The organism is Mesorhizobium sophorae (genome assembly GCF_002270415.1).
In the GTDB taxonomy this organism is placed as follows: domain Bacteria; phylum Pseudomonadota; class Alphaproteobacteria; order Rhizobiales; family Rhizobiaceae; genus Mesorhizobium; species Mesorhizobium sophorae.
The window spans coordinates 118,458-142,222 of the sequence record NZ_NNRI01000022.1 but is presented as its reverse complement, the minus strand read 5'-3'; the positions used below and the strand labels follow the sequence as shown (position 1 = coordinate 142,222).

Sequence of the window (23,765 nt, the reverse complement as noted above, 5' to 3'; positions counted from 1 at the left end):
ATAGCTTGCATGGCGGGGCTTTTCCAAATGGTTCCAGGGCGCCTTTTACATCGTCGGGCTTTGTGGTCGGTGCGGCTGATCTGCCTGCTGGCGTCGCTTGTCGCGGGGCATGCCGCCTTTGCGGCGGATACGGCGCCGGATCTCGGTCCGACGATGCGCTTCGTCGTCGTCCGCAGCAACGCACCGGGCTGCGAGCCGATCTGCCCGGAATGGATATCCGCCGAAGGCTCGATAGAGGCCCGGACGCCGGTTCTGTTCAAACGCATGCTCAAGACGCTTGGCGGCCGAAACCTGCCGATCGTCGTCGATTCTCCCGGCGGCAACGTCGAGGCGGCGCTCACGCTTGGCCGGCTGATCCGCAAGAACAAACTCGATATCGCTGTCGGCAAGACCCGGTTCGACGGCTGTCTGCCTGATGCGAAGGACTGCGCGGAAAACGATGGCAGCGGCGCCCGCTATTTCGGCGATGCCTACGCCAGCGGCGCGATGTGCAATTCCGCCTGTCCGCTGATGTTTGCCGGCGGTATCAGGCGGTTGGTCGGTGAATCGGCCTATCTCGGCGTCCATCAGATCACCACGACGTATATCCGCACGAAACTGCAATATCGCACCACCTATCGCATCGTAGGCGGCAAGAAGAAGGTACTCAGCACTAGGATCGTCAGCCGGAAGAGTGCCGGCAGCTACAAGACCTACGAAATGAGCAAGGCGGTGGAGAAAAGGCTGGCGACCTATCTCGACGGGATGGGCGTCGGACCGGGCGTGCTCGAAACGATGAAGGACACCCCGGCCAGCGCAATCCACCAACTGGAAGTGCAAAACATGCTTCGGATGAAGATGGTCACTAGCCTGGATTCCGTCGACATGCTGACCGCTGGAACCATCTGCCGCGCCACTCCATTGCCCGAGAATTGCCGGGAAGTGCCGTCTCCGGCAGACAAGGCCACGCGGCCGGCCGCTGCCGAGGCGGCAAAAGTCGAGCCCGCCACTGCCGCGCCGACCGAACCCGAAACCGTCCAGCGAGACAATGTCGCCGACATGCGCTTCGTTCTGGTGCGCGGCAAGAGTTTCCTCTGCGATCCCGATTGTCCGGAGTGGATCGCAGCGGAAGGCAGGATTACCGCCGAGACGCCACAGAAGCTGCGCGAACTGCTCGGCACCCTGGGGGATCGGCGGCTGCCCGTCGTGATCAACTCGCCGGGAGGCGACCTTTCCGGTGCTCTTGCCGCCGGAAGGCTGATCCGCGAACGCAGGCTCGACGTGGCGGTCGCACGCACGGAGTTCATGGAATGCGAGCCGGAAAAGCCGGGCTGCACGGCTCAGGACGGCGTCTATGTCGGGCTCACCAATGATGCGTTGGGCGAATGCGATGCAGCCTGTCCGATCATGCTTGCGGGCGGCGTCAGACGCCTGGTCGGCCCCCATGCGCGGTTGCGCTTGCGGTCGCTGGAACTGGACCAGCAGGTCAAGAAATACCTCGAAGAGATGGCGGTTGGGCCTGACCTGTTTGCCGCGACAAAGCTCCATTCGAGCCAACGGCAGCTTGACCCCAGGAAGATGCTCAAAGTCGGGCTGACGACAGGGCCTCAATCGGCGGATGAACTGACCGGCGCTTCCATCTGCAAATCGGCACCGAAGCCGGGCAATTGCCGCCTGGTATCGGCGCCCAGGATGCAGGCCAACGCGCCCACCAAGTCATAGTTTTGCCGGTACGGTCGGGCGGACTGGCCGTCGAGGCAGGTTGAGCCATCCCCGATAGTTCCGCTATCGTAATCTCCGGCATTGCCATCTCTGGCATTGCTCGGGCCCCGGTGGAGAAACAAATGAGCCAGGACGTCCCGACATTGTACGAATGGGCAGGCGGCGCCGAGGCGCTGAACCGGCTGACGGAAACCTTCTACGACAAGGTGCTTCGCGACCCGGTCGTCGGGCCGGTGTTCAGGACCATGTCGCCGGACCATCCGGCCCACGTTGCGGCGTTCATCGGCGAGGTTTTCGGCGGACCGAAAACCTACAGCGAAAAATTTGGCGGTCACCGCGAGATGGTCATGCACCACCTGGGCAAGCATCTGACCGAGGAGCAGCGCCGCCGCTGGATCAATCTTCTGGCCGATGCCGCCGACGCGGTCGGCCTGCCAGACGATCCTGAATTCCGCTCTGCTTTCATGGGCTACGTCGAATGGGGCTCGCGGCTGGCCAAAATGAACTCCAATCTCGGCGAGACCTGCGATCCCGAGACGGAGCCGATGCCGGCCTGGGGCTGGGGCGTGCCGGGTGGGCCGTACAGGCCGCCGGAAACAGAGTAGCCTCCAGTCGCCACGGGAGGTGTCGGGCTGATGCTGGAAGATATGAATATCGTGCGCTGGCACGAGTGGGATGGCCCCGGCCTCGAACACTTGCTGCTGCAGGAGCGTGCAGGGGAAGTCTCGGCCGACTCTGTCGTGATCTGTTCTGGTGAAACGCCTTTTGCGGTGCGCTACCGCATCGCCTGCAACGCGAACTGGCATGCCAGGAGTGTCATGGTCGACGTGATCGGCAGCGGCCAGACACTTGTCCTTGCCGCCGACGGCGATGGTCGCTGGACCAGGGATGGCCTGCCGATGCCCGAGCTCGACGGCGTCCTCGACCCTGATCTCACCGTCACGCCGTTCACCAACACGCTGCCGATCCGGCGATTGCGGCTTTCGACGGGACAAAGTGCCGAGATCACCACCGCCTTCATCGATTTCCCGGCCCTCACCGTCGTCGCCAATCCGCAGCGCTACACATGCCTCGAAGAGGGCAGGCGATATCTCTATGAATCGCGCGCCAGCGACTTCAAGCGGGAGCTCGAGATCGACCGCGACGGGCTGGTCGTCAGCTATCCCGATTTCTGGCGCAGGGGTTAAGGCGCGTTTGCTTGCAAACCACTCTTTACAGAGCGTGCGGAAGCTTTTAGGAAGCGCCTGCTGCGCCGACATGCGCACGATACGGGCATAGCTCAGTTGGTAGAGCGGCGGTCTCCAAAACCGCAGGTCGTAGGTTCGAGCCCTGCTGCCCGTGCCATTTCCTCAACGGAAACAGGCACTTAGAAAACGCCTTGCGCGGCGTGGAAGCCGAAACTAGCCTTACACATCTCTTGCACAAAGTTGCACGTGCTCAGGGAGTGTCTGGCGATGACGGAAAAGCACACGATTCTCGAAGGAAAAGTTCACGTCTATCGGCGCAACGACAGCCCGATTTGGAACTGTTCGACGTACCTCAAAGGCAAAAACTGGCGGGTCAGCACCAAGGAAGAGAGCCTTTCTCGGGCCAAAGACTGGGCAGAAGACTGGTATTTCGGGCTTAAGGACAAAGGCCGCCGGGGCGAGCTTGTCGCTGAGAAGACGTTCAAGGACGCTGCCGACCAGTTCACCACAGAGTACGAGGTCCTCACGGACGGAGAGCGGAACGCCCGCTGGGTCCAGGACCACTACCGGCGCGTCCGGGCTTACCTCGTGCCGTACTTTGGCAAGATGGGCCTTTCCACCATCAACGCCGGCACGGTGCAGGAGTATCGCATTTCCCGGATGACGCCGGAGGAGGGCAAGAAGCTCCCCTCACGCAGCACGCTTCACCATGAAACCGTCACGTTGCGACTGGTGCTGAAGACCGCTGTACGGCATCGCTGGCTGGCGCACCTGCCCGACGTCTCCCAGCCCTACAAGAAGTCCGCGAAGGTCGTGCACCGCGCCTGGTTTACACCAGAGGAGTACAAACAGCTGTACCAAGCGACGCGGGCGCACGCCGAGGAGACCCGGAAAGCCAGCAAGAAGGCGGCGGAAGGCGAGAAGGCCCATCGCGTGTGGTTGGCCGAGCAACTCCACGACAAGATCCTGTTCCTCGCGAATACCGGTCTCCGACCCGACGAAGCCAACTGGCTTGAGTATCGCGACGTGGAGGCCGTGAAGGACGAGGGAACGGGCCAAAAGATTTTGGAGATCCAGGTGCGGGGCAAGCGCGGGGTCGGGTACTGCAAGAGCACCTCCGGCGCCGTGTTCCCGTTCCAGCGAATGGTGACCCGGAACAAGCCCAAACCCACTGACCGGATTTTTCCGGTGGACCACAAGAAGCAGTTCAACGGCATCCTTGATAAGATCGGCCTCAAACTCGACCGCGAAGGCAACCGGCGGACGCTCTACTCGCTGCGCCACAGCTACATCAGCTTCAGGCTGCTGGAGGGCGCCGACATTTACCAGATCGCCAAAAACTGCCGGACGAGCGTCGAGATGATCGAGAAGCACTATGCAGTGCATCTCAAGAACCGCCTCGATGCCGCTGCCATCAACGTCCGAAAGCCCAGGCCAGCGAAACGACAAAAGCCGTCGGAGACGCTTGACCTCTTCGAAAAACCGAGGGCCGGGTGAGCTTGTGGATTTGACCGGAATTTGTTGCAATGCGTACAGCGCACCTACGCATCGCCCCAACGTGTACGCATTACAACGTGGGGGGCGACGCTTGCTCGGTTTTCTAACCGGTTGCGGGGCGCAAACCGGAGAAAACCGGCAGCTGCGCCAAGGGGGTAAACCCCCTTTGGAAACCCCGTCCGAGCCGTGGAGAGGCCCGTGGCCATTTACCACCTGAATGTCAAAAACATCAGCCGGGGCGACGGCCGCTCCGTGGTGACCGCCGCCGCCTATCGCGCGGGTGAAGTTCTGCCCAATGAAGCCGAGGAGCGCCTGTCGGACTTCGGCGGGCGTCGCGATGTCGTGGCGACCGAAATCCGCCTGCCCGCAGGAGCACCTGGATGGATGGCTGAACGTGCCCGGCTCTGGAACGCCGTAGAGGCGGCAGAGAGGCGCAAGGACGCGCGTTTAGCCAAAGAGGTGGAGTTCGCCCTACCGGTCGAACTGCCACGCGCCGAATGGCTGGCTGTGGCGCGCACCATGGCTGACGCTTACACCGCGCAGGGGTTTGTCGTCGACCTGGCCATCCATGACGATGGAACCCGCCGCAATCCTCACGTTCATATGCTGATGACGACCCGCATTGTCGGTGAAGCAGGGTTTGGGCTAAAGATCCGCAGTGCCGATGGCAAGCAGTTCGTCACTGAGGCGAGGGCTCTTTGGGAACGGGTAGCCAACGCGGCGTTGGGCAAGGTCGGGCTCGCCATAGCGATCGATGGCCGGAGTTATGCGAAGCGGCGGCTCGACCAAGTGGCGGGCCAGCATCGCGGCCCCGACCGGGATGAACGGCGGACACGCAGGATTTATGCGAAACTGGAGAGGGAGCCGATGATATCGCGAGAACCGGGTGAAGAAGACCTTCCCGTGCCCGACCCGGACGGCGACCCAATCCACCCGCGAGAGTTGGACACGGCCGAGGAACGGATGCTCGACGATATGCATCGTCCAGGCCCTCCAGAGGCTGGGCCTGAGACAGGCGACGTGACGGCCGCCCGCGCCGCTGTTGAGCGCGAGAATGCCTTGGAGACGACCGAGGACGATGCCGCGGCCTACCGGCTGGCCCCGGAAAACCTGCTGGACTGGCTGGACGACAAATCCACATCCCAAGATGTTCAAACCCTTGAGCGGTGGGAAAACCAACTGGACTGGTTCGACAACGGCCGCCCGGAGCCGGTTGACGGCCCGGACCGCAGCCGGCTGGATGATCCGGAACGCGATCGGCGGTAGGCACATGCGTCATTTTTAGCGTGACTCATGTGGAGCGCGTACAAACGTGCGTATAGAGTTCCCAGAATTAGACGGAGGGCAACACTGTGAATGACCAGGAGGCACTCGCACTTTTGCACGACCAAGCTCGGACATTGAAACAGGCTATCGGCGATATCGAATCCACGATGCAAGCTTGGCTGCCGCGCATGGAAGCGGAAGCTAATGCCAAACGAATTATTACATTTCTGCAAGACCGCTATAGCGCACAACGGGAGTTAATCTACGAACTAGGCACGGTAGCGAAGGAGATCGAGGAGTTAGAGCGCCATGTCGGCGCGCATGATACCCAAAGTAACGGTCGCCGTATCGGCTCCGATCGGGAAAGCCCTCTGGCATGGCTCGAATTGGTTGAGGCCGTCCAGTATGGGTCACCGGAGGATCAATTGGACTGGTTCAGGGAGGGCTTGGCAGAAAATCCGCCAAACCTCGATGAACCGGGCGCCGCCCGGCGGCCCGCCGAGCAGGAGGCGCAACGCGAGCCCTCATCCGACGACCTCTTGGGCTGGCTGCCGGGTCGCGGCCGCTTCCTACAAGCCACGGTAAGCTTTCGGTGACTTCGCATCGGCGGTTCTTGCTCTGGGGCAAGGTAGCACTTGCGGGATGCTCAAACCCGTCCCATCATAGTTTCATGACCAAGGTACACAGAGGATCTGTTTTCGGCATCCGCGAACTGACGGACGAGCAGCGCGCCCGGGCGCGCAAGGAATTGGAATGGCTGGAAACGGACCTGATCCGGCGCCGCAAGCGGCTTGCCTATTGGACCATGCGCAAAACGCAGGCCGAAACCATGCCGGAATTCCCGGAGCATCTGCGGGAGGGCACCTTTCATTTTTATGGCCGCGCCCAGGACCTGGTGAAATCCGGGGAGAAGCTCCGGGCCTACCTGGTCGCCGAGCTGCAAGACCAGCCGGAACATCAGGCCGCCTATCACTACCAGCACTAGGGTGCTTTGGGGGACTGCACGATGGGTAAACAGGAAGACCTGACGCGGCTGCATGACCACGCAGAATCGCTGGATAAGTCGATCGCTGGGCTCGACCACGACATCGAGCGCGCAACCCATGAACTGGCTGCCGGGGGCGACCCCGGCCAGTTGATTTCCTATCTGGAGGAGCGCCACAGCACCCAGCTTGGCTACATGTATGACCTCGGCAAGACCGAGGCGCGGATCGAGGACCTGGAAGAGCTCCTCCGCGAGGAGCAGGAGCAGCCGCAAGAACGGGTCCTCGCCGACAGCCTTGAGGAGGCCCTTCCCGTCACGCGGGAAGATCACCTCGACTGGTTCAAACAATCACTCGCCGACAACCCGCCCCAGCTTGACGAGCAGGAGCTGGCTGAACCCGAGATGGTGCGGGAGATGGAACGCGAACCGGCGCACGAAGACCATCTGGACTGGTTTTCAGACCGACGTTAGCCCGAAATGCCAATTTTAGTGAAAAACGATCGGCGTCGAAAACTTCCGCAGGAACGAGAGTAGAAGACGGAATTTGTATTTACGTGGCTGCCGCTCGTGCAAGGCCTTGATGGCCTTTTGCATCTCTTCTCCGGTTATCCGATCAAGATCGAGGTATCTGATCTCGGTCGTCCGGTTCATGCGGGTGCGGAGCGTGATGTCGTAGATGATGATGCCCATTACTAAAGCGGTCACCTTCGCGGGAAATTCGCCGAGCAAGGTCGGGACTTCACCGGTCGCGTTGGCATAGCGGACGAAGGGGATGTCGACCAGAGCCTCGATGAGCGTTGCGATCGTGAGAAGCTCGCGCTTTTCAGGTCGATACCGCTCGAGCGGCAGGGGCGCAGCGAGCTCTGCCCATTGGTTTCGGGCGTATTCGACTTGCTGCAGGTTGAGCTTTGGGGAGCATCCATAGTGGCCAGCGATAAAGGACACGGCTTTGACGCACACGATTAAAAACCCCGCGCTCTCAATGGCATCCGCAGGGCTCGTAAAGACGTACCGATTGTCGGTGTACAAACGACGCCCCCTTAACGGGGGCGTTTGGCATAGTGAGCGTTCGTTCTTTCGATAAGACGATCGATGTCCGCCACTGTCACAGCGTTACGCGGAACCTTGTTGTCCAGTTTGCGAAGCCGCGCCGTCAACTTGACGGTCTTCGGCACTTCGGCGTTTCTGAAATAGTCTTCGACGGTGCCGCCGGCTGGGTCAAAAGTGATGTCGGGCATTGATGTTCCTCTGTTGGCCGGAGAGGGCCAACCGCCCTCGAGGGCGATGTGGTGGTCGTCAACTGCAATAATGCATCAAAATTATGAATGCGTAGCTTTTCATAAACGAGGATGCATATGAAATAGTCATAAAATTCAGCCTGTTGCCGAAATGATACAGATCGATAAGTTCAACGAGATTCTGTCGACCTTGCTTAGCGAACATTGTCGCTTCGGCGGTCATATCGGCGCGTAACGCGGGGCGGGGCTGAGCAGCGGGCGGGAGCCCGCCGCTGCTTTTTTAATGCACGCAGACCTGACGTGTCGTCTGGCACGCCCTGCCGAAACTTCCTGAGCAGGCATCAAGTGCGGCCTGCGATGCATCCTCCAGCGTGTCGCCGAATTCCAGTTGATAGCGGGACGCTTTGCTGACCGGTTTGACACGGGCCACGGCGGCACAAGTATCGCGGAAGACCTGCGCAACGTTGCACCGGGTTCCGTTGCTGAAGCGGCGACATTCCGCCATGGCAGCGTCACTCGCGAGCTCATAACTCGCGTAACCGCGATCGGTCAGGATCACGACGCCGTTCCTTGCCACCGCGATGGCGCCGAAAGCACCCTGCGGCGTTGGCTCGGCAATGCCGGGCAGGTTGGATTGCTCCTGACTTGTGGTTTGGCTCGCAGCCAGGCCTGCGATCTGGTTCTGAAAGTCCTGGATGCGCTTGTTGAGGCCTACCTCGGCTGAATCCCTGAAGGCAATCTGTGTCTTCAGGTCGTCGATCACCCTCTCCAAGCTATCGTTTTCGAGTTTCATCTCGTCGCGAGCGGCCGTCATTTCAGCCAATTGATTGGTGAGCGACGCGACCTCGCCCGGCTGAGTGGCCGGGTTTTGCCTCTGCGCAAGCTGCGCCGACAGCCTCGCACGGTCGGCATTGGCCGCATCCAGCTGCAACAGAAGATTGTTGGTATTGGCGGAGGCCGGGCTTGGTTGCAGAGCTAGCTGGCGCTTGAGGTCAAGAATCGTATTGCGCAGATCGTCCCTCTCTGACGTGAGAGCCGCCACCTTCCGGTTCAACGGTCCAATCTGCGCCTGCAGCGAATCAGCGAACGGGTCGGCGACGACCGGCGAGGCCGCTTGCGGGCGCGCCACCTCGTTTGCGAGGGCATTGCGATCGGCTGCGAGTGCTTGGCGGTCCGCGCCTAGCTGCGCCTCGGCTCGTTTGAGGGCTTGCTCGCGCTGCTCCAGTTGTGTGAGACGGGCGTCTTCAGCGTGACCCATCAATGCCCTGGTCGTGTCGGCCACCCAGGCCCAGGACGATGACAGTGCATGCCCTGCCGACGTCGTGGCGTCATTGAACCGGCGATCGAGCGCGTAAAAATTGACAATCGCGGGTGCCACCAGCAGCAGGACCACGCACGCGGTGCCTGCCATTCCGACGCGCCGCATGTTCACTTTCGCGCCGAGCTTCGCGCCCGCCCGCCGTGTTGCGCGAAGGGAGCGTGACGTTACGGCACCCAGTTTTAACCACAGCGGTGATGGCGGTGCATTTCCAGCTAAGGGGTCTGAAAACCCCAAGCTGCGGGAGCGTGCAACGGGGCCGCTGACTTCGGCATCACCGGCCGGTTCCAGGTGCGCCGGCTTTGCGGGTTCGGATGCACGCGCGTCCAAGGCCTTGAGTCGCGCCTGGAGCGTGGGGTGGGTGGAGAAGAGGTTGCCGAACGCGGCGCCCCGGAACATCAAGTAGCCGTAGTGGTGCTCCTGCGCCGTCGGCTTGGCCGTCATTCCATGGATGCGCCGGAGGGCGCCGGCCATAGCCTCGGTCGATGTCACGTGTGCTCCGACCGCATCGGCATGGAACTCGCGGTTGCGGGAAATCCCCTTGGCGACAAGCTCTGACGCGACGAACACGGTTTTGCGAACAACGACGCCGGTCCCCCACGCGAGATGCGCGTTCAGTCGCGCGTTGGCCCGTTTCTTCGAGGCGGATGCGGCCATGACCATCCCAAACACGGTCAGGATGTTCACCACGCCGACCAGCATGCGCTGGAAGCCCTCGGCAAACTGCATCCGCGCTATGTCTTTGTGCAGGATGTGACCCAGTTCATGCCCGATAATCGCGTCCAGCTCGTCCTTGTCAAAATCGAACAGCGGTTTGCCGATAACCACCATGGACGACTTCTGTCTTGCACCCATCGCAAAGGCGTTCATGACGTTCGTGATCCCGACGGCAGGCCTCGGAAGGTTGAGCCGGTCCGAGAAGGCATGCACCCGCACGGCCAGCCAGTGGTCATCCGCCACGGGAACCACCCCGAAGCTGGTGCTGACATCACCGGAGGCGCGGGCGATGTAGCGACCGCCAAACATCAGGCCCAGGACGGACAGGGCCATTCCAACGAGCATCGGATAGTGGGCGTACTCGGTTCTCAGATACCAGTCGAACGGCGCCCATCCCCTGTACCACAGCATCAAGGCCAGCCACGTTATCACCTGGCAAGTCAGGATCAGGATGCCGCATAGCAGCAATGCTGTCGGCCACCATGAGCGGTTGCGGGGTTTGAGGTGCACGCCCGGGTCGGCGGAACGGTCCGAGAATCCAAGGAATGCGGCTACGTGCGGCGCGAAACGCAGGAGGAGCAGGCGACCCAGCCGGATATAGGCACGGAGCTGGTAGAATATCAGCGCAAGCTCGGCGGTCCACGCGGTCCATGAATAGGTCCACCGCGGCCACGGCACCAAAGCCCACGCGAGTGACACCATGTTGATTTCGTAGATGTTGAGCGCGATCCATGCGACGCGCAAAACCGTGACCACAAGGACCGCCTTGAGCAGCGGCCGCAACCTTGTTTCCATGCCAAAAATCGAAGTTGCCAGCGTCATGGTTGAGGCTCCGCCATGGTGCCGATCCGGTTCCGGCACGTCTCGCTCTCGGTGTAGGACACCAGCCGTGTTCTGAAGGGGCGCGCGCCGCGTGCGTAGTTGATACTCCAGCGCCAGCCGTTACGCTGCCAGCCGGAGAGCAGTTCCATGATTTCATCCGGCGTCATCAGCGGCCGCCCTAGGAACTGGACGGTTTCGTTGCCGGAGGTGCCGGTGTTCACCGAGGCGTCCCCGTACCAGCGTTCCAACTGGGAAGACCCGCTGTGGCCGCTGGAGCGGCTCAGATAAGCGAGCGTTTCGTGGCCCAGGTACTTGCCGATCAGCTCCCCGGTGATGGGATCGTCGATACCGAAGAACTGTTTGACGGAGCAGTTGAGAAACGGCTGCCAGCTGTCGCCCGGATAATGCTCCTGGAGGGACATGACATCCTGAAGGAAGAACCACAGGCGAACGCCCGCGCTGGCGTGGGTACGGATGGCCGCGCGGAATTCCGGAAAAGGTCCGAGGTTCAAGAATTCATCGAGGACGAACAGCACCGGGATATCCGGTTTGCGGCGATTGCTCTCCATGGCATCAAGGGCGCCTTTGAGCAGGACGCGCAACCAAGGCGCATACGGCTCCATTTTGCCGAACGGGATATCAATGTAGACCGTCATCGGCCGGTCCTTCAGATCCTCAAAGGAGAAGTCCGTTCCGCTCAGGCTGGTCTGGATATCTGGGTCACGCCACAGGGCGAGTTTACTCTCCAGCGTCGCTTCGAGCGTCTTCAGGCCGCGATCGCGCGTCTTTTCAAGCACCGCCTTGCCGGCGTCGGCAGTCGGCGCGAACTCGGCGATTTTCTGGGCAACGTTGAGGAGATCCCGGCCTTTCTGGGAGGCCAGTTGGCAGACGGTTGCCAGGGTACGCCGATGGGACGGCGCGTTGTACTTAACGTACATCATGGCTGCGGTGAGAAACCCGGTCGCGTCGTCAGTGAAGAATTCCGATGATTTGGGATCACGGGGAAACATCTGCTCCGCAAGGGAGCGCGCATCCGATTCGGTGCGCACCTGGGCCATGGGATTGTAGCGATGCCGGACCCAGCCCGAGCCGTGGTCGAACGGGGCAATGCGATAGATTTCGTGACCGATGGATTTACGCCATTGCGACGTTTTTTCGAAATGCTCGCCCTTGGGGTCGAGCACCACGCAACTGCCCCGATACCGCAGCAGGTTCGGTACAATCGAAGTCACCGCCTTGCCCGATCGCGTCGGGGCAATGGTCAACAGGTGACCGTCGTCGTCCCAATGCACGAACTGCGGTTCCCCACCGGTTTCGTCGTCGGAATAGGCGCCCAGGAGGATCGAGGACGGATTGTCGAAAGCCGACCGCCCGGCCAAGTACATTTTGCCGCTCGGAATGGCGCGCAGGTCAGCGGATGTGGCCCAGCGTGCCGAGCCATAAAGCGGCGGCGGACTTTCGAGCTGACGCTGGCGTTCCTGACGCTCTTCCAGATCGCGCTTGGCCCGCTCAATGATAGGGCCGGGATCCCGGCCGGACCGGATTGCGGCCTCGACGGCGTCCGCCACCTCGGGCCCATAGAGCTGCTCGACTTGGCGCCGCGCGTAGCGGGCTCCCAGGTACTTCCCGCCCTTAAGACCCCACTTGCCCCACTTCAGGGCAAGCGCAAAACCGCGATCTAAATCGCCAAAAGGATCGTATTTGTTGGCCACGTCCCACCCCAGCCCGAATGATCAGACTGTAGCAACTGATCAACCGAATACAACGGGATTTTCGAACTGTTCAGTTGAGTGAGATCGGTTTTGCGCTGTTGTTGGATAATGTGCGTTTTGAACAGCAGAACTGCTGTTCCAGGCACCTCCGGAAGCGGAGGCAAACACAAAGAAAGGGGATGAACATCCCCTCAGCCGGTCTGGCGTACGCCACGCCTTCAGCTCTGTTACCAAGAGATCTCTAGTTCAGGGTATTCCGCCAAGATCGACGGCCTGTACGCATCCTGTTCGAGACGCGTCGGCCGCCAGACGTATTCAAACTGCTCGGAATCGAGCCATTTCTCAAGCGCCTTCGCGGCCTCCGTGTCAGAAAGGTCGAACGGAAACTCCTGCACGATACGATAGCGGCGATAGCCCTGCATGGCCGTCTCGTCGACGGCGGCGGCGATGGCCGCCGGCTTGAACAGCTCTTCTGCGTATTTCGTCCTCTTGTTGGCGGCCATGAGGAAATTGCCTTCTGCGCGTTTCATCAGAATGCACTCCCGAGGTAGGTGTCGGTGATTTTCAGACGGCCATGGCCCAGCTCGGCCGAGATTTTGTGGCGCGCTGCCCGATCGGCAGCACGTTCATTCCCGCTCATATCAGCCCAGCGCTTGCCACCTTGCAGTGGGCAGATTCGGCCGGTCAGCGCCGCATAGCGTTGCTGGGCGTAGCCATGGCGGAGGCCATGGGTATTACGCAGACCAGCTTTGAGTGTCTGATACTCGAAACGCTTGAGTTGCTCGACATAGCTCATCTCTGGCGGGATTAACGAGCCGGCGCCGGGAACCAGGCGCAGCACGTGCTCGAGGACTTGCCGCTGTTCGAGCGTGGTCACGGGTACCGTCCGAGCGCGGCCGCCTTTCGTCCAGCTCGCCTGAAGGGCGATATGGTCGGCGCGGGCGGCCGCTTGCGGCTGGAACTTCATCGCCTCTTCGCGTCGCAGGCCAAAGGCTGCTTGCAGCAGAACCGAGGCCTTGATGTGCGGACTTTCAATGGTAGCGAGCTTGGCGTGATCAAGAGCCTGGGCACGGTTGCGCGTGACTTCGCCGCGTTCGGCGACGCCGTATGCGGAGTTCTCACGATTGACGACATTGACCTTGTTGACCTTCTCCGCCCACCAGCGCAGCCAGGTGAGGCGGTTGCGGACACTCGCGTCCGAGGTATCGGTATCGAGCCATCGCTCGACAAGGGCGTCGACATGCTTGGGTTTAAGGGAGGTCGCGGATGGTAGCTTGTAGCCGAGGTCCACGAGCTCATTTGCCATTGCGGACAGGCCGCGCCGGCGGTTGTTTTGAGTGCCGTAAGAGCCGTCCCGGTTGCGGTGGCACAGCCGCACCAGGTCCATGGTTAGATCGTCCATCTTGCTCGCTTTTTATTTTTTTGGCTGAGTGTTGATGGCCGATGCACGTCCGTAGATCGTGACACCCCGTGAAGATCATTCGCGGTATGGCCGGAATGCGTAGTCTACTTTACGGTACGAGCCTCCCGAGCCAGCCTGATGGCTGGCCGATATGGTTTGCCCTGTTGGGCATCCGGTTGCCGAGAGGTCGAAACCGGAGATGTGGCCGCCGCGGCGGCGCACGTATGCGATAAGCAGTCATTCTGCTCTCCTTTGGTTGGGGAAATGGTCGGGTGAGATGGATCAGGCAGTCTGTGCCTGCCGGGACATTGAACGGTGTCGCCTGTTAATGGCCAGTGGATTGCACCGGAAATGATCACCGAAACGCAGCGTCATTTGCAGGTCATGTGGTGGCGTTTGCGCTAACCCGTCATCCACCGTGGGTTTGGGGGCGGTCTGTCACTCCCCAATACATTGGCGAGTGACAGACCGCCGGCCGCCCGCATCGTCGGACATTCCATGCCCGACCATGCTCGTCACGCCTTTCCGCGTTCCGGGCCAACGCTGTTAGCCCGGATCCCGGATTGGCGTCGGCACGGCAAGCGGTGGCCCTGCGTCAGGGCCGAAGGCTTGATTGTCGTTTCGACCGCCTCCGCCCCGCGTGGGAGGCAGGCGGGGCCGGAAGCATCCACCCGGGATGCCCCAGCCGTTGCAGCGTCGTCGCGTTGCCGGAATTGTCTCGCCACGTCCGGTGTCGCGTTGGCCATGGCCTTTCCGTTGATGGACTGTCCGGAGGTGATGCCTGTTCTTTTAGCCGGCGCGGCCGTCTTGTCCCGTTCCTGCCCGCTCCTTCGCTGCGCTCCCGTGTTGGGGACAAGTCGCCTCTGCACGCCGTCTCCTTTGGAACCGTCCTCCGGGACAGAAACCATCAACCAAAGGAAAAGACCATGACCATCAAACGCAACACCCACACGAAACCCGAGCCGAAGTCTCCGATCTACCACGCGTACACCGTGCGTGACGGCAAAGAGGGCCAGAAGGGCTTCTGGACCCGCATCGGCGCCTTCTTCGCCCACGATGACGGCGAAGGCGGAACGCTTCTCCTCGACGCCTTGCCGCTCGACGGACGGATTGTCCTTCGCTCTCCCAAAGTCGAAGACGACGAGTAGGAGGCCGCCATGCAGATCTTGACCCAAGACCTGCGGAACAAGCTGCTGGCGAATGGTCGCCAGCAGCTTCCTCTCCATGGTACGGACGGCGAAATCGACTTTGTTCCCGTCGTCAAACTGTTCACGCCGGATGCCGGCGCGACCTGGCTTCTGACCGAAATTGATCCGGATGAACCGGATATCGCTTTCGGACTCTGCGATCTCGGACTCGGTTGTCCGGAGATCGGCAGCGTGAGCCTGTCTGAGCCGTCGTCGTTACGCGGGCCTCTCGGCTTGCCAGTTGAGCGTGACCTTTACTTCGTGGCGGACCAGACGCCGTCAGCCTATGCGAACCGCGCGAACGCGGGCGAGCACGTCGGAAAAGGCGGGCCCGCACAGGCCGGTATGCCGCGTCCGGCCTCGGCGCCCGATCGTCAATAATCTTTAAAGAAACCGGCTTGCGCGGACTTTGATGGTAAGTATGCTTGCCCAATGCCGCAGCTCAACTTGACCATTACCTTGGACGCGCCCGATGGCGAAATCGACGCCGTCGCAGACACTCTTGGCTGCGCGCCAGGGCACGTCGAACAGCGCCTTGAGCCTTATGCCCAGGCGGCGTTGCGCGAATATATAGAGATGTTCGCCGGTGAGGCCATGACAACCGTCTCAGACCTGCGCGAGCGCCGTCTGGTCGCCATCCTTCTCGCGTTGCCTGCGGCGGATTTTCCGACGGACGAGAAGATCGCCCGGATGTTCAACCTCTCCGGTGCGCAGGGACGCGCGCTTCTCAGAGCGACGCTGTCGCGCCATCGCAATCAGCTCAAGGGCGTAATGCACGCCGCCGCGCGGCGTTTCATTGCGGCGTGCCAAGGCGCGCAAGGGGGTGACCGCGAGGCACGGTTGGCGAATGCCGTCGTGATCGAGATGCTCAACGGAGAGCTTGCTTCCGCGGCCGTACCGCGAACCCCGATTCGGCGGAAGGTCGGCACGTTCGACACCTATGTGGTCTCGAACGGGACGTTTATCGAGCTCCAGGCTCTCTATCCCCAATGAGCACTGCGGAACACCTGTCAGACGCCATATCGGCGGCAAGTCTTGTGCTGGCTGTCCTGGCCGCCCTCTACACCTTATGGCTGCCGGACGTTTCGGCGGCGCTTGACATCGTTCCGGAGCCAGATCGGGACAATCGCGGGCCGCAACGCAGTCAGGTCAAGCTCGCTCTGTTCACCAAGGCGCTACCGTTGGGGGCGCAACCTGGGCCGCGACGTTGATCCTTCTGCCGCGCGGCCTCGCCATCGTTGTCGAGGCTTGCGTCCACGTGTCCGAGTGGGCCTTCGATGACGTCAAGGCCTTCTTCGTGCTGACACTGGTGCTTATGCTTCTCCTGGCCGTTGTCGCGGTTACACAGTGTGTCGGGCTCATTGCCAAGTGGTACGCAATCGGTCCTGTCCCGAAGCATTCGTAGCGACCCGGGGCCAACCAAGGCTGTATGGTTTTCACCACCGGCTTAATTTAGACAAGCCATGGGTTCGCAGGCCCAATGCCTGTGGACCGGCGCCCAATCAGGCCAAAAGTTTCTCGAGCTCGCGCTTCACCGCCATAGAGCGTTCATATTGATACGGAGCGTGATCGGGACTTCGGTATTTGAGCGAGTCGATGATCTCGGTCATCGCTCGCTCGAAGGTAGCTTTCTTCAGGCCAAAAATCTTCATGTAGATACAGCGCACGTCGGCTTTGTTTTTCTGGAGCATCGCCCACTCGTAGGGGGACTGTTGCTCGTTCCAATACCGTTCGGCCCTTGAATAGTTCTCGATGGCTGAGGTGTAGCTGTCGGCATCAGGGTTTGCCTGAAGCTTCTGTTTCCAGACATTGCCGTGATTGTTAAGCGCCTTGGGCAGCGCCAGGAAATCGGCGAGGGGAAGCGAGGTGACGCGATAGTCGATGCCGCTCAGGATGGTCTCGGCTTCCGCAAGCGCCATCGCGTCGCCGGTCAATTCATAGAGGCGAATCAACGTGATCGCGCGGTTGTTGGAATGCTCCACCGACAGGTTGAGCTCTAAGCTGGCCAAATGATCGAAAATGCTGCGGCTGAGCTCAAGGAAATGTTTTCGGCGTCCGCCCGAACTCTTCCGTTCGCCGAGGCGCCGGTAAAGCAAACCCTGGAGATTGAGGCAGGCAATGTCGTCCGGGCCGAACTTGTTTAGTAGCTCGGCTAGGATGCCCTCGTTCTCAAAAAGCATATCATCAGCAGTCTGGCGCGTAGCAACTTCTTGGTGGGCTTCCGCCATGGCCAGTTCGGTGGAACGGTCGATATAGCCTGCGAAATCGGATTGCACCGAAGCGATCAAATGCCGGATACCTTCCGTGTCGCTGGCCAGCGAATAGCCGACATAGCCGCTCACCAAGTAGTCATAGACCATACGGGACTTGAGGTCTCCGGCATAATCGGAGGCTAGGGCCTGACGGAACAGGTCGTGGGCCTTCAGATAGGCATGCGATTTGAACAGGCCGATCGCCGTTCGCAGCAGGATCCGCAGTTCGTCGATGCCGGCGAACTGTTTCTCGTAGGGATTGTCCGGAAGGGCTGCGCTGGAACTGGCCATCATGAGGTAGGCAGTGACAACTTCCTCGACGCTGCGCTCATCGGCCGGCGACGGCCCAACGCTGCTCACAGCGTCTGGATCGGCTTGCAACGACGTGCTGATCAAGTTGGCGAGATTGGTCGAGGTGGGCGGGGTGTTGAGATGGATGTTGACCGTAATAATGACATCGCGCGCGGAAGCTATACTTCCTTTCTTCGCGATTACGAGAGCCATTCATAGTTACTTCTTGTCATTAGCCCGCGATTTTATACTCACGTCACGGCCCGCGGCAATCGAATTGTTTCGGGCAGAGACGCTTTTGGATTTATTCAGATACTTGAACCCCGTATATCCGGCGGCAGCGAGAATGACTGCGCCGATCACATAAAGGATGATGTCCATCGCGCTTCTTTCCGAGAACGGGATCCACCCAAGGAAGAACATGAATCGGCTCGTCCATCAAGGGGCCGCGTGACATTGGCTCGTGCCGAATGTCGGGAATTGGGCGGCGAGGTCAGCGCACGTCTGGGGACAGGACATAGCCCGCCACGCGAAGCCGACTACGCGATTGCGTCACAGAATTGACATGCGGGAGAAATGCGCGGGATCGTTCCGGTCCATAGCTGCGAAATGGGCAGCCTAACGGCACTTCGCCGAGTGCACGGCAGGGTTGAAAGTTCGAACCATTGTGGTAGGCAGGTCGTGCTGAGAGGCTTTGACATGAAGCAGATGCGAGAAAAGGACATTCCGGGGTTCGTCCAGGAGGTGGCCGCGACCGGCTGCAACATCTGTGCGCTTGGCCGGGGTCACTATTTTATGGGCGATGCCGATGTTCCGCGCAGCAAGCGTAGAGGGCTGTACAAGAAGCTCGCCGACATCGACGCGCGCTACGGAAGCCGCGACCACCTGCGCGACAAGATCGCAGCGCACCTGACCTCGATTGGCCGCTATATCGAGGTGCCTCCGCCGGAGGCAGAGACCTGGCTCGATGAACTGCTTCCCACCTCAGAACACGAGATCTGTGATGTGGCACCGGACGTGGCCAAGGTCACGGCCTATGATGTGGCGCACATCGCGACGTACGCGGTCCTGCTGATGGCGGAGGCTGAGGGTGCCGATTGGCGCCACATAGCGCGCGTCACTCTGAAATTAGATCCCGAGCGTGAGCCGGAACGGGCACGTCGGTCCTGGGCATCGCATTTGGCACGGGCACGGTGGCTGGCGGCGAGCGGTTTTGCGGAAATTCGGAGTGATTTGTACCAATTAGGACATTGCTGCGGTAACCGGGGCAGATTTCCGGGCGGAGGTGGGGTTTGCAGGGGGGCGGGTTTGTGATTCACCCTTTGCGTGACTCTGCCGCCGAATGATTCGCTTGAAGGCCTGTCGCTGGCGGAACTCCGCGGGCTGGTTGGGACGCTGCTCGGCGAAGTGCGGGGTCTTCACGGACAGGTCGAGAGCCTGCAGATGGAGAACCAGGCGCTGCGCGCCGACAACCAGAGCCTGAAGGACGAGATTAAGCGTCTGAAGGACCTGCCTCCGCGGCCGCCAATCAAGCCGTCCAAACCGTCGGGGATGGAGAAGGCGACGGGGGCGAAAGCGGCCAAGGGCAAGCGTCGGCGGCGCGGCGCCAAGCGCGACAGCGCTCGTGTGAGCCGCGAGGTGACGGTTGCGGTGAGCTCCCCTGCGGGCTCCCGCTTCAAGGGGTATGAGACGATCCTGGTGCGCGATCTGGTGTTGTCGGCCGAGGTGGTGCGCTACCGGCGCGAACGCTGGGTGACCCCGAGCGGCGAGACGATCGTGGCGCCACTGCCGTCGGGGATTGTCGGCGGCTGGGGCGCGAACCTGCGCCGCTTCATCCTGGCCTGCCATATTCAGGGCCAAGTGACGACGGAGCGATTAACCGCACTCTTGACGGGCATTGGCGTCGACATCTCGAAGCGTCAGGTGGTGCGGCTGATTTCGGAGGGCCTCGAGGTCTTCGTTGCAGAGGATCGTGACGTGTTGCGCACCGGACGTAAGCGGTTAGCTGACGGCGTCTGGTTTGAAGTTCCAGGGCATGAGCATTTCGATTTTGGCTGCGGGCCAGCGCTGAGCGATGCGGGTCAAGGTCTGGGAGAGCCAGGCGAGTGGGTCGACGCCATTCATTTTACAGGTTTGCAGAAGTGTCGCGACGGTCGCCCAAGTGCGTCCACCGCCCTCGCTTCCAGCGAAGAGACTATTTTTTCTCGTAATTGTCTGGGGCCTGATTGCACGCTCGACGATATTAGAGTCGATCTCGATACGACCGTCCATCAGAAAGCGTTCCAGCGCCTCCCGCCGGGTGAGCGCGTAGCGGATCGCCTCGGCAGTCTTGGATTTTCCGGAGACCTTGTGCAGTTCTTTTTCCCACAGGTCGAAGAGGCTCGCGACAATGGCCGCGGACTTTTCCTGACGCAGCGCGGCGCGGCTCCCAGCATCCTTGCCGCGAACCTCGTCCTCGACCTTCCACAATTCGGTCATGGCGGTGATCGTTGCCGTCGCGGCCTGTGAGATCCCGCTGATGTGCAGATCGTAAAACTTGCGCCGCAGATGCGCCCAGCACCCTGCGAGCCGTATTGTTTCATTGCCGCCGGCTTTGGCCCGTGCCTTGACCAGGTTAGTATAGGCCGAGTAGCCATCCACTTGCAGGATGCCCCCGAATCCAGCGAGGTGACGCGCCACGCAATCGGCGCCCCTGCTATCTTCAAAGCGATAAGCAACCATCGGTGGGCTGGTCCCGCCGAACGGTCGATCATCACGCGCGTAGGCCCACAACCAGGCTTTCGTGGTTTTCCCGGACCCAGGGGCAAGGGTGGGCAAGGTCGTCTCGTCGGCGAAGACCCTTTCGCCCTCCTTCACACGCTCCAGGATATAATCGGCGAGCATCTGCAATTCAAAGCCCAGATGTCCCATCCACTGCGCCATCAGCGACCGGCTGATCTCGACACCGTCGCGCAGATAGATCGCCTCCTGCCGGTAAAGCGGGAGGCCATCGGCGTATTTCGAGACAGCGATATAGGCGAGCAACCGCTCCGTCGGCAGGCCGCTTTCAACGATGTGCGCCGGCGCCAGAGCCTGGACCACGCCGTCACGGCCCCGGAAGGCGTATTTGGGACGGCGCGTGACGATGACCCGGAACTTCGGCGGCACGACGTCCAGCCGCTCAGAGCGATCCTCACCGATCAGAACCTTTTCCAACTCCTCGCAGTCGGCCGGGATTTCCGGCTCTATAACCTCCTCGATGCGTTCGAGGTGGGCGGCAAAACCCTTGCGCGGGCGCGGGGCACGCTTCGGCTTGTCCCCGACCGCGTGAGCAAGTTCGCTCCGGATCGCCGAAAGGCCGGTCTCGACCTCCTCGAAGACAAAGGAGGCCTGCTCGTCGTCGATGGCCAGGCGTAGCCGCTCGGAACGCGTGCCATGTTGCGTGCGCTGCAAAACTTTCAGGATCGACGTGAGGTTGGCAATCCGCTCGTTGGCGCTTTTCTCGACGGCTTTCAGCCGGGCGACCTCCGCCTCAGATGCTGCGATCCGAGCTTCGGCGACTGCGATCCGGGCCTCGCTCGCAGCCTGCTCGCGAGCCATGGAAAGGATCATCGCCTTAAGCGCATCAACGTCGTCGGGAAGGGCAAGATCCGGTAGAACCATGGCAAGCAGCAGAGCACAAAAACAGCCGCTTTCCCAACCGTTACAGCCCCATGATTCATCTTGCCGCAGGCCGGTTTCAGCCCGTCGATAACGGCCGCCTGACCCTGGCCGGACGGATCTTTTTCCAGTCTAGCCCGGCCAGAAGCGCCATCAACTGGGCGTGGTCGAGACGCATGCGCGCGGCCGATATCGCAGACCAGCAGAAGCCGTGCTCTTCCAACGTTTTCGAATAAAGGCAAACCCCGCTGCCGTCCCACCACACGATGCGAACCCGGTCCGCACGCTTCGAACGGAATACGTGAAGCGCCCCCGAGAACGGGTCCAGGCCGCCGTCCCTGACCAGCGCCATCAAAGATGCCGCGCCCTTGCGGAAGTCGACAGGCTGGCACGACACGTAAACCACCACACCGGAAGCGATCATGCCTTGCGAACCGCGCGGATGATCCTCGCCAGGCGATCGGAATCAACATCGCCGCCGGCGCGCACCACGGCATCGCCAATGACGATTTCCACCGTGCCGCTGCCCACCGCTTCAAAGCGCGTGAACTTCGCCGGCTTGCTCGCTGCCTCCGTCAGTGGCGCAACCATGCCCGACGAAAGCGCCTTGCGGCGCCACCCATAGAGCTGCGAGGGATCCAGCCCCTCGGAACGCGCAACCGCCGACACATTGCCCCCTGGCGAGAACGCTTCGGCGACAAGCCGTGCCTTCTCGTCTTCCGACCGATGGCGCGGCTTGCGTCGGGACGGCACAGGCTCCGCCGTCAAAATCTCGAATGTTCGATGATGGCTCATACTGTCGCTCACAGGATTCTCCGCATGATTCATGCTGAAAATGAGCGATCAACCGCCTGCACGCTACGTGGGGATGCCTACGCGCTTACCACCGGACTTGCCACGGCGCGCTGGATCACGGTCGATGATACGTCGGCGCGCCACGCCAACCAGGACGGCTACACCGCTCAGATCGGCGATGACCGCTTCACCGCGTTCCGCACCGGGCGATCGAAGTCACGGGGGGCGTTCCTGGCAACGCTGCGCGCCGGGCACGGCGATTACGTCATCAATGACGAGGCGTTGGCCTATATGCGCGGCCGCAACCTCGCTGGTCCGGTGATCGACCGGCTGGCGGCTTTCCCGCAAAAGGTGTTTGCCGACAGCGCCGCCTGGCAGGCGCATCTGGCAGCACTGGGCCTCGACCAGCTTGCGGTTGAGCCGAACCCGGTCAAGATTGCCACTGAGGGCGCGATGTGGGGGGCGATCCGCCATCATGGCTTTCTTGCCGACGCCGTTATCGTCTCCGATGACGCCGGCCAGTTCCGCATCGCCGACCATGCTCTGTGTTGGGTCCACGCCGAGCGGCTCGTCCACAAATTGGTGCCGATGACGCCAGACCAGCGCCAGGCCGTTGACGTCATGCGCCAGTTGATCTGGTGGTTCTATCACGACCTGAAGAGCTATCAGCGGTCACCTTGTCCGCGCCGCGCGGCGGCCTTGCGTGCCCGCTTCGACCGCCTGTTCAAACGACGAACCGGCTACGTCATGCTCGACAGGCTGCTCACCCGGCTTCACCGCCGCAAGCATGAACTCCTGCGCGTTCTCGATCGCCCCGAGATCCCACTCCACACCAACGGTTCGGAAAACGACATTCGCGCCGTCGTTATCAAACGCAAGATCTCCGGCGGGACCGTCAGTGACGCAGGCAGAGATGCCCGCGATGTCCTGCTCGGCCTGATGAAGACCTGCACCAAGCTCGGCGTCTCCTTCTTCGCCTACCTCGGCGACCGCCTTGGTATCCCCACACAAACCGCCGTTCTGCCGCTTCCCGATCTCGTCAGCCAAGCCGCTCCAGCCTGATCGCCCGGAAATCTGCCCCGGTTACATTGCTGCGCTGATCGAGGCGAGGCCCGAAATCGGCGAGCGTTATGAATGTCAGATGACTATTGCCACCGTGATCCATGTTTGATCTCATGGTTCTTGTTTGACTATTCTCGATGAGGGTGCCGGATGAGCTACATGATCGGATACGATTTGAACCGCGAGGGTGAGAACTACTCCAAGAAGGACGCAGCGCTTCGCAAACACATCAAAGAAAAGTATCCTACCTATTGGGCTCACTTGGATTCTACGTTCATCACTGTGACAGACCTTTCCGCCAAGGAGATAAGGGATGACCTGCTTCCGTTTGTGGACGACAATGATGAACTGCTAGTAGCCAAGCTCTCAGGTGAAGGAGCTTGGCACGGGTTCAACGAGAGCGGGGGCAAGTGGCTAAAGAGCAACTTGTGAGATGCCCGAGCCTTTCCGTTTTTCTGTTCTGATGCGTCATCTTCATTTTGGCGCCCTTCGCCGGAGGCTGTCGGTCCCGCATCCCCCCTGCGGCGGCGCTATGCTGATGCTCCTACGGCCGCCCTGTTAAACCGGTCTCAGGGCCACGAACTTTCGAACTTTCCCCAGCAACGAACTGACTTGGTCCCGCTGGCGGGCATTTCGGTGCTTCGACCTTTTACGCCCCTGTTTGCTTTGGTTGGGAGAGAGGCGCGCGGCAAAT

Annotated in this window: 27 protein-coding genes and 1 tRNA gene; 17 read left to right on the top strand and 11 right to left on the bottom strand. The window is 61.1% G+C overall.

The genetic code is table 11. The annotated features are described in order from the left end of the window. The first annotated feature begins 27 nt into the window (after positions 1-27). From CGZ66_RS31730 to CGZ66_RS31690, 9 genes are all read left to right on the top strand, one after another. Positions 28-1,701: a COG3904 family protein gene (locus CGZ66_RS31730; protein WP_095090665.1), complete on the top strand. Its 1,674-nt coding sequence runs from the start codon at positions 28-30 to the stop codon at positions 1,699-1,701. A gap of 122 nt (positions 1,702-1,823) precedes the next feature. Beyond that, a complete protein-coding gene (locus tag CGZ66_RS31725) occupies positions 1,824-2,306 on the top strand; it encodes a group II truncated hemoglobin (protein ID WP_095090664.1) in 483 nt (160 codons plus the stop codon). Positions 2,307-2,336: 30 nt separating this feature from the next. Beyond that, on the top strand, positions 2,337-2,888 hold the full coding sequence (locus tag CGZ66_RS31720) for a putative glycolipid-binding domain-containing protein (protein ID WP_095090663.1): 552 nt from the start codon (positions 2,337-2,339) through the stop codon (positions 2,886-2,888). Between the two features lie 81 nt (positions 2,889-2,969). Beyond that, positions 2,970-3,045 (top strand) — tRNA-Trp (locus CGZ66_RS31715). A gap of 110 nt (positions 3,046-3,155) precedes the next feature. Continuing rightward, positions 3,156-4,385 carry a site-specific integrase gene (locus tag CGZ66_RS31710; protein ID WP_095090662.1) on the top strand — a complete coding sequence of 410 codons (1,230 nt, stop codon included), beginning with the start codon at positions 3,156-3,158 and terminating at the stop codon, positions 4,383-4,385. A gap of 198 nt (positions 4,386-4,583) precedes the next feature. Further along, a complete protein-coding gene (locus CGZ66_RS31705) occupies positions 4,584-5,651 on the top strand; it encodes a MobA/MobL family protein (protein ID WP_095090661.1) in 1,068 nt (355 codons plus the stop codon). A gap of 86 nt (positions 5,652-5,737) precedes the next feature. Further along, positions 5,738-6,247 carry a hypothetical protein gene (locus CGZ66_RS31700; RefSeq protein ID WP_095090660.1) on the top strand — a complete coding sequence of 170 codons (510 nt, stop codon included), beginning with the start codon at positions 5,738-5,740 and terminating at the stop codon, positions 6,245-6,247. 74 nt (positions 6,248-6,321) lie between these two features. Beyond that, a complete protein-coding gene (locus CGZ66_RS31695; protein ID WP_095090659.1) occupies positions 6,322-6,636 on the top strand; it encodes a hypothetical protein in 315 nt (104 codons plus the stop codon). A 21-nt stretch (positions 6,637-6,657) separates the two neighbouring features. Next, the gene (locus CGZ66_RS31690) at positions 6,658-7,107 is read left to right on the top strand and encodes a hypothetical protein (RefSeq protein ID WP_095090658.1); all 450 of its coding nucleotides are present in this window, start codon (positions 6,658-6,660) and stop codon (positions 7,105-7,107) included. A gap of 15 nt (positions 7,108-7,122) precedes the next feature. On the opposite strand, the gene CGZ66_RS31685 is transcribed toward CGZ66_RS31690, so the two are convergent. The 6 genes from CGZ66_RS31685 to CGZ66_RS31660 all read right to left on the bottom strand — a co-directional run bounded on the left by CGZ66_RS31685 (position 7,123) and on the right by CGZ66_RS31660 (position 13,845). Next, positions 7,123-7,665 carry a hypothetical protein gene (locus CGZ66_RS31685; RefSeq protein ID WP_095090657.1) on the bottom strand — a complete coding sequence of 181 codons (543 nt, stop codon included), beginning with the start codon at positions 7,663-7,665 and terminating at the stop codon, positions 7,123-7,125. 11 nt (positions 7,666-7,676) lie between these two features. After that, entirely contained in the window at positions 7,677-7,874 is a 198-nt protein-coding gene (locus CGZ66_RS31680; RefSeq protein ID WP_095090656.1) for a hypothetical protein, read from the bottom strand. A gap of 280 nt (positions 7,875-8,154) precedes the next feature. Next, on the bottom strand, positions 8,155-10,731 hold the full coding sequence (locus tag CGZ66_RS31675; RefSeq protein ID WP_095090655.1) for a M48 family metalloprotease: 2,577 nt from the start codon (positions 10,729-10,731) through the stop codon (positions 8,155-8,157). Then, entirely contained in the window at positions 10,728-12,443 is a 1,716-nt protein-coding gene (locus CGZ66_RS31670) for a type IV secretory system conjugative DNA transfer family protein (protein WP_095090654.1), read from the bottom strand. Before CGZ66_RS31670 ends, CGZ66_RS31675 begins: the two co-directional genes overlap by 4 nt. 227 nt (positions 12,444-12,670) lie before the next feature. Further along, a complete protein-coding gene (locus tag CGZ66_RS31665) occupies positions 12,671-12,946 on the bottom strand; it encodes a hypothetical protein (protein ID WP_245331330.1) in 276 nt (91 codons plus the stop codon). Between the two features lie 26 nt (positions 12,947-12,972). Beyond that, complete coding sequence (locus CGZ66_RS31660; protein ID WP_095090652.1) at positions 12,973-13,845, bottom strand: phage integrase N-terminal domain-containing protein; 873 nt, start codon at positions 13,843-13,845, stop codon at positions 12,973-12,975. A 926-nt stretch (positions 13,846-14,771) separates the two neighbouring features. On the opposite strand from CGZ66_RS31660, the gene CGZ66_RS31650 reads away from it, so the two are divergent. From CGZ66_RS31650 to CGZ66_RS40455, 5 genes are read left to right on the top strand one after another with little or no spacing between them, the layout of a single operon-like run. Beyond that, complete coding sequence (locus CGZ66_RS31650) at positions 14,772-14,993, top strand: hypothetical protein (protein WP_095090650.1); 222 nt, start codon at positions 14,772-14,774, stop codon at positions 14,991-14,993. Positions 14,994-15,002: 9 nt separating this feature from the next. Continuing rightward, complete coding sequence (locus CGZ66_RS31645) at positions 15,003-15,413, top strand: DUF2958 domain-containing protein (protein ID WP_143748919.1); 411 nt, start codon at positions 15,003-15,005, stop codon at positions 15,411-15,413. A gap of 51 nt (positions 15,414-15,464) precedes the next feature. Further along, positions 15,465-16,025: a hypothetical protein gene (locus CGZ66_RS31640; protein ID WP_095090649.1), complete on the top strand. Its 561-nt coding sequence runs from the start codon at positions 15,465-15,467 to the stop codon at positions 16,023-16,025. Continuing rightward, a complete protein-coding gene (locus CGZ66_RS40460) occupies positions 16,022-16,243 on the top strand; it encodes a hypothetical protein (RefSeq protein WP_206073828.1) in 222 nt (73 codons plus the stop codon). The genes CGZ66_RS31640 and CGZ66_RS40460 overlap by 4 nt, the downstream gene beginning before the upstream one ends. After that, positions 16,240-16,437: a hypothetical protein gene (locus CGZ66_RS40455; RefSeq protein ID WP_206073827.1), complete on the top strand. Its 198-nt coding sequence runs from the start codon at positions 16,240-16,242 to the stop codon at positions 16,435-16,437. The genes CGZ66_RS40460 and CGZ66_RS40455 overlap by 4 nt, the downstream gene beginning before the upstream one ends. Positions 16,438-16,534: 97 nt before the next feature. On the opposite strand, the gene CGZ66_RS31630 is transcribed toward CGZ66_RS40455, so the two are convergent. Both CGZ66_RS31630 and CGZ66_RS40150 read right to left on the bottom strand, forming a co-directional pair. Next, positions 16,535-17,788, bottom strand: a complete 1,254-nt coding sequence (locus CGZ66_RS31630; protein ID WP_095090648.1) for a hypothetical protein — start codon at positions 17,786-17,788, stop codon at positions 16,535-16,537. Positions 17,789-17,794: 6 nt separating this feature from the next. Further along, positions 17,795-17,956, bottom strand: a complete 162-nt coding sequence (locus tag CGZ66_RS40150; protein WP_167392335.1) for a hypothetical protein — start codon at positions 17,954-17,956, stop codon at positions 17,795-17,797. Between the two features lie 318 nt (positions 17,957-18,274). Between CGZ66_RS40150 and CGZ66_RS41595 the strand changes: the two genes are divergently transcribed. Further along, a complete protein-coding gene (locus CGZ66_RS41595) occupies positions 18,275-18,889 on the top strand; it encodes a hypothetical protein (protein WP_342586892.1) in 615 nt (204 codons plus the stop codon). Between the two features lie 687 nt (positions 18,890-19,576). Here CGZ66_RS41595 and tnpC read toward each other — a convergent pair. The 3 genes from tnpC to CGZ66_RS31595 all read right to left on the bottom strand — a co-directional run bounded on the left by tnpC (position 19,577) and on the right by CGZ66_RS31595 (position 22,021). Continuing rightward, positions 19,577-21,217, bottom strand: coding sequence for an IS66 family transposase (gene tnpC, locus CGZ66_RS31605; protein WP_095090646.1), 1,641 nt, complete (start codon positions 21,215-21,217; stop codon positions 19,577-19,579). A gap of 76 nt (positions 21,218-21,293) precedes the next feature. Further along, complete coding sequence (gene tnpB / locus CGZ66_RS31600) at positions 21,294-21,638, bottom strand: IS66 family insertion sequence element accessory protein TnpB (RefSeq protein ID WP_095090645.1); 345 nt, start codon at positions 21,636-21,638, stop codon at positions 21,294-21,296. Beyond that, positions 21,635-22,021 carry a transposase gene (locus CGZ66_RS31595; RefSeq protein ID WP_095090644.1) on the bottom strand — a complete coding sequence of 129 codons (387 nt, stop codon included), beginning with the start codon at positions 22,019-22,021 and terminating at the stop codon, positions 21,635-21,637. Before CGZ66_RS31595 ends, tnpB begins: the two co-directional genes overlap by 4 nt. A gap of 12 nt (positions 22,022-22,033) precedes the next feature. Here CGZ66_RS31595 and CGZ66_RS31590 point away from each other — a divergent pair, with 12 nt between their 5' ends. Beyond that, positions 22,034-23,071: an IS66 family transposase gene (locus CGZ66_RS31590; RefSeq protein WP_206073825.1), complete on the top strand. Its 1,038-nt coding sequence runs from the start codon at positions 22,034-22,036 to the stop codon at positions 23,069-23,071. A gap of 150 nt (positions 23,072-23,221) precedes the next feature. Further along, complete coding sequence (locus tag CGZ66_RS31585; RefSeq protein WP_095090642.1) at positions 23,222-23,503, top strand: SinR family protein; 282 nt, start codon at positions 23,222-23,224, stop codon at positions 23,501-23,503. Positions 23,504-23,765: the final 262 nt, after the last annotated feature.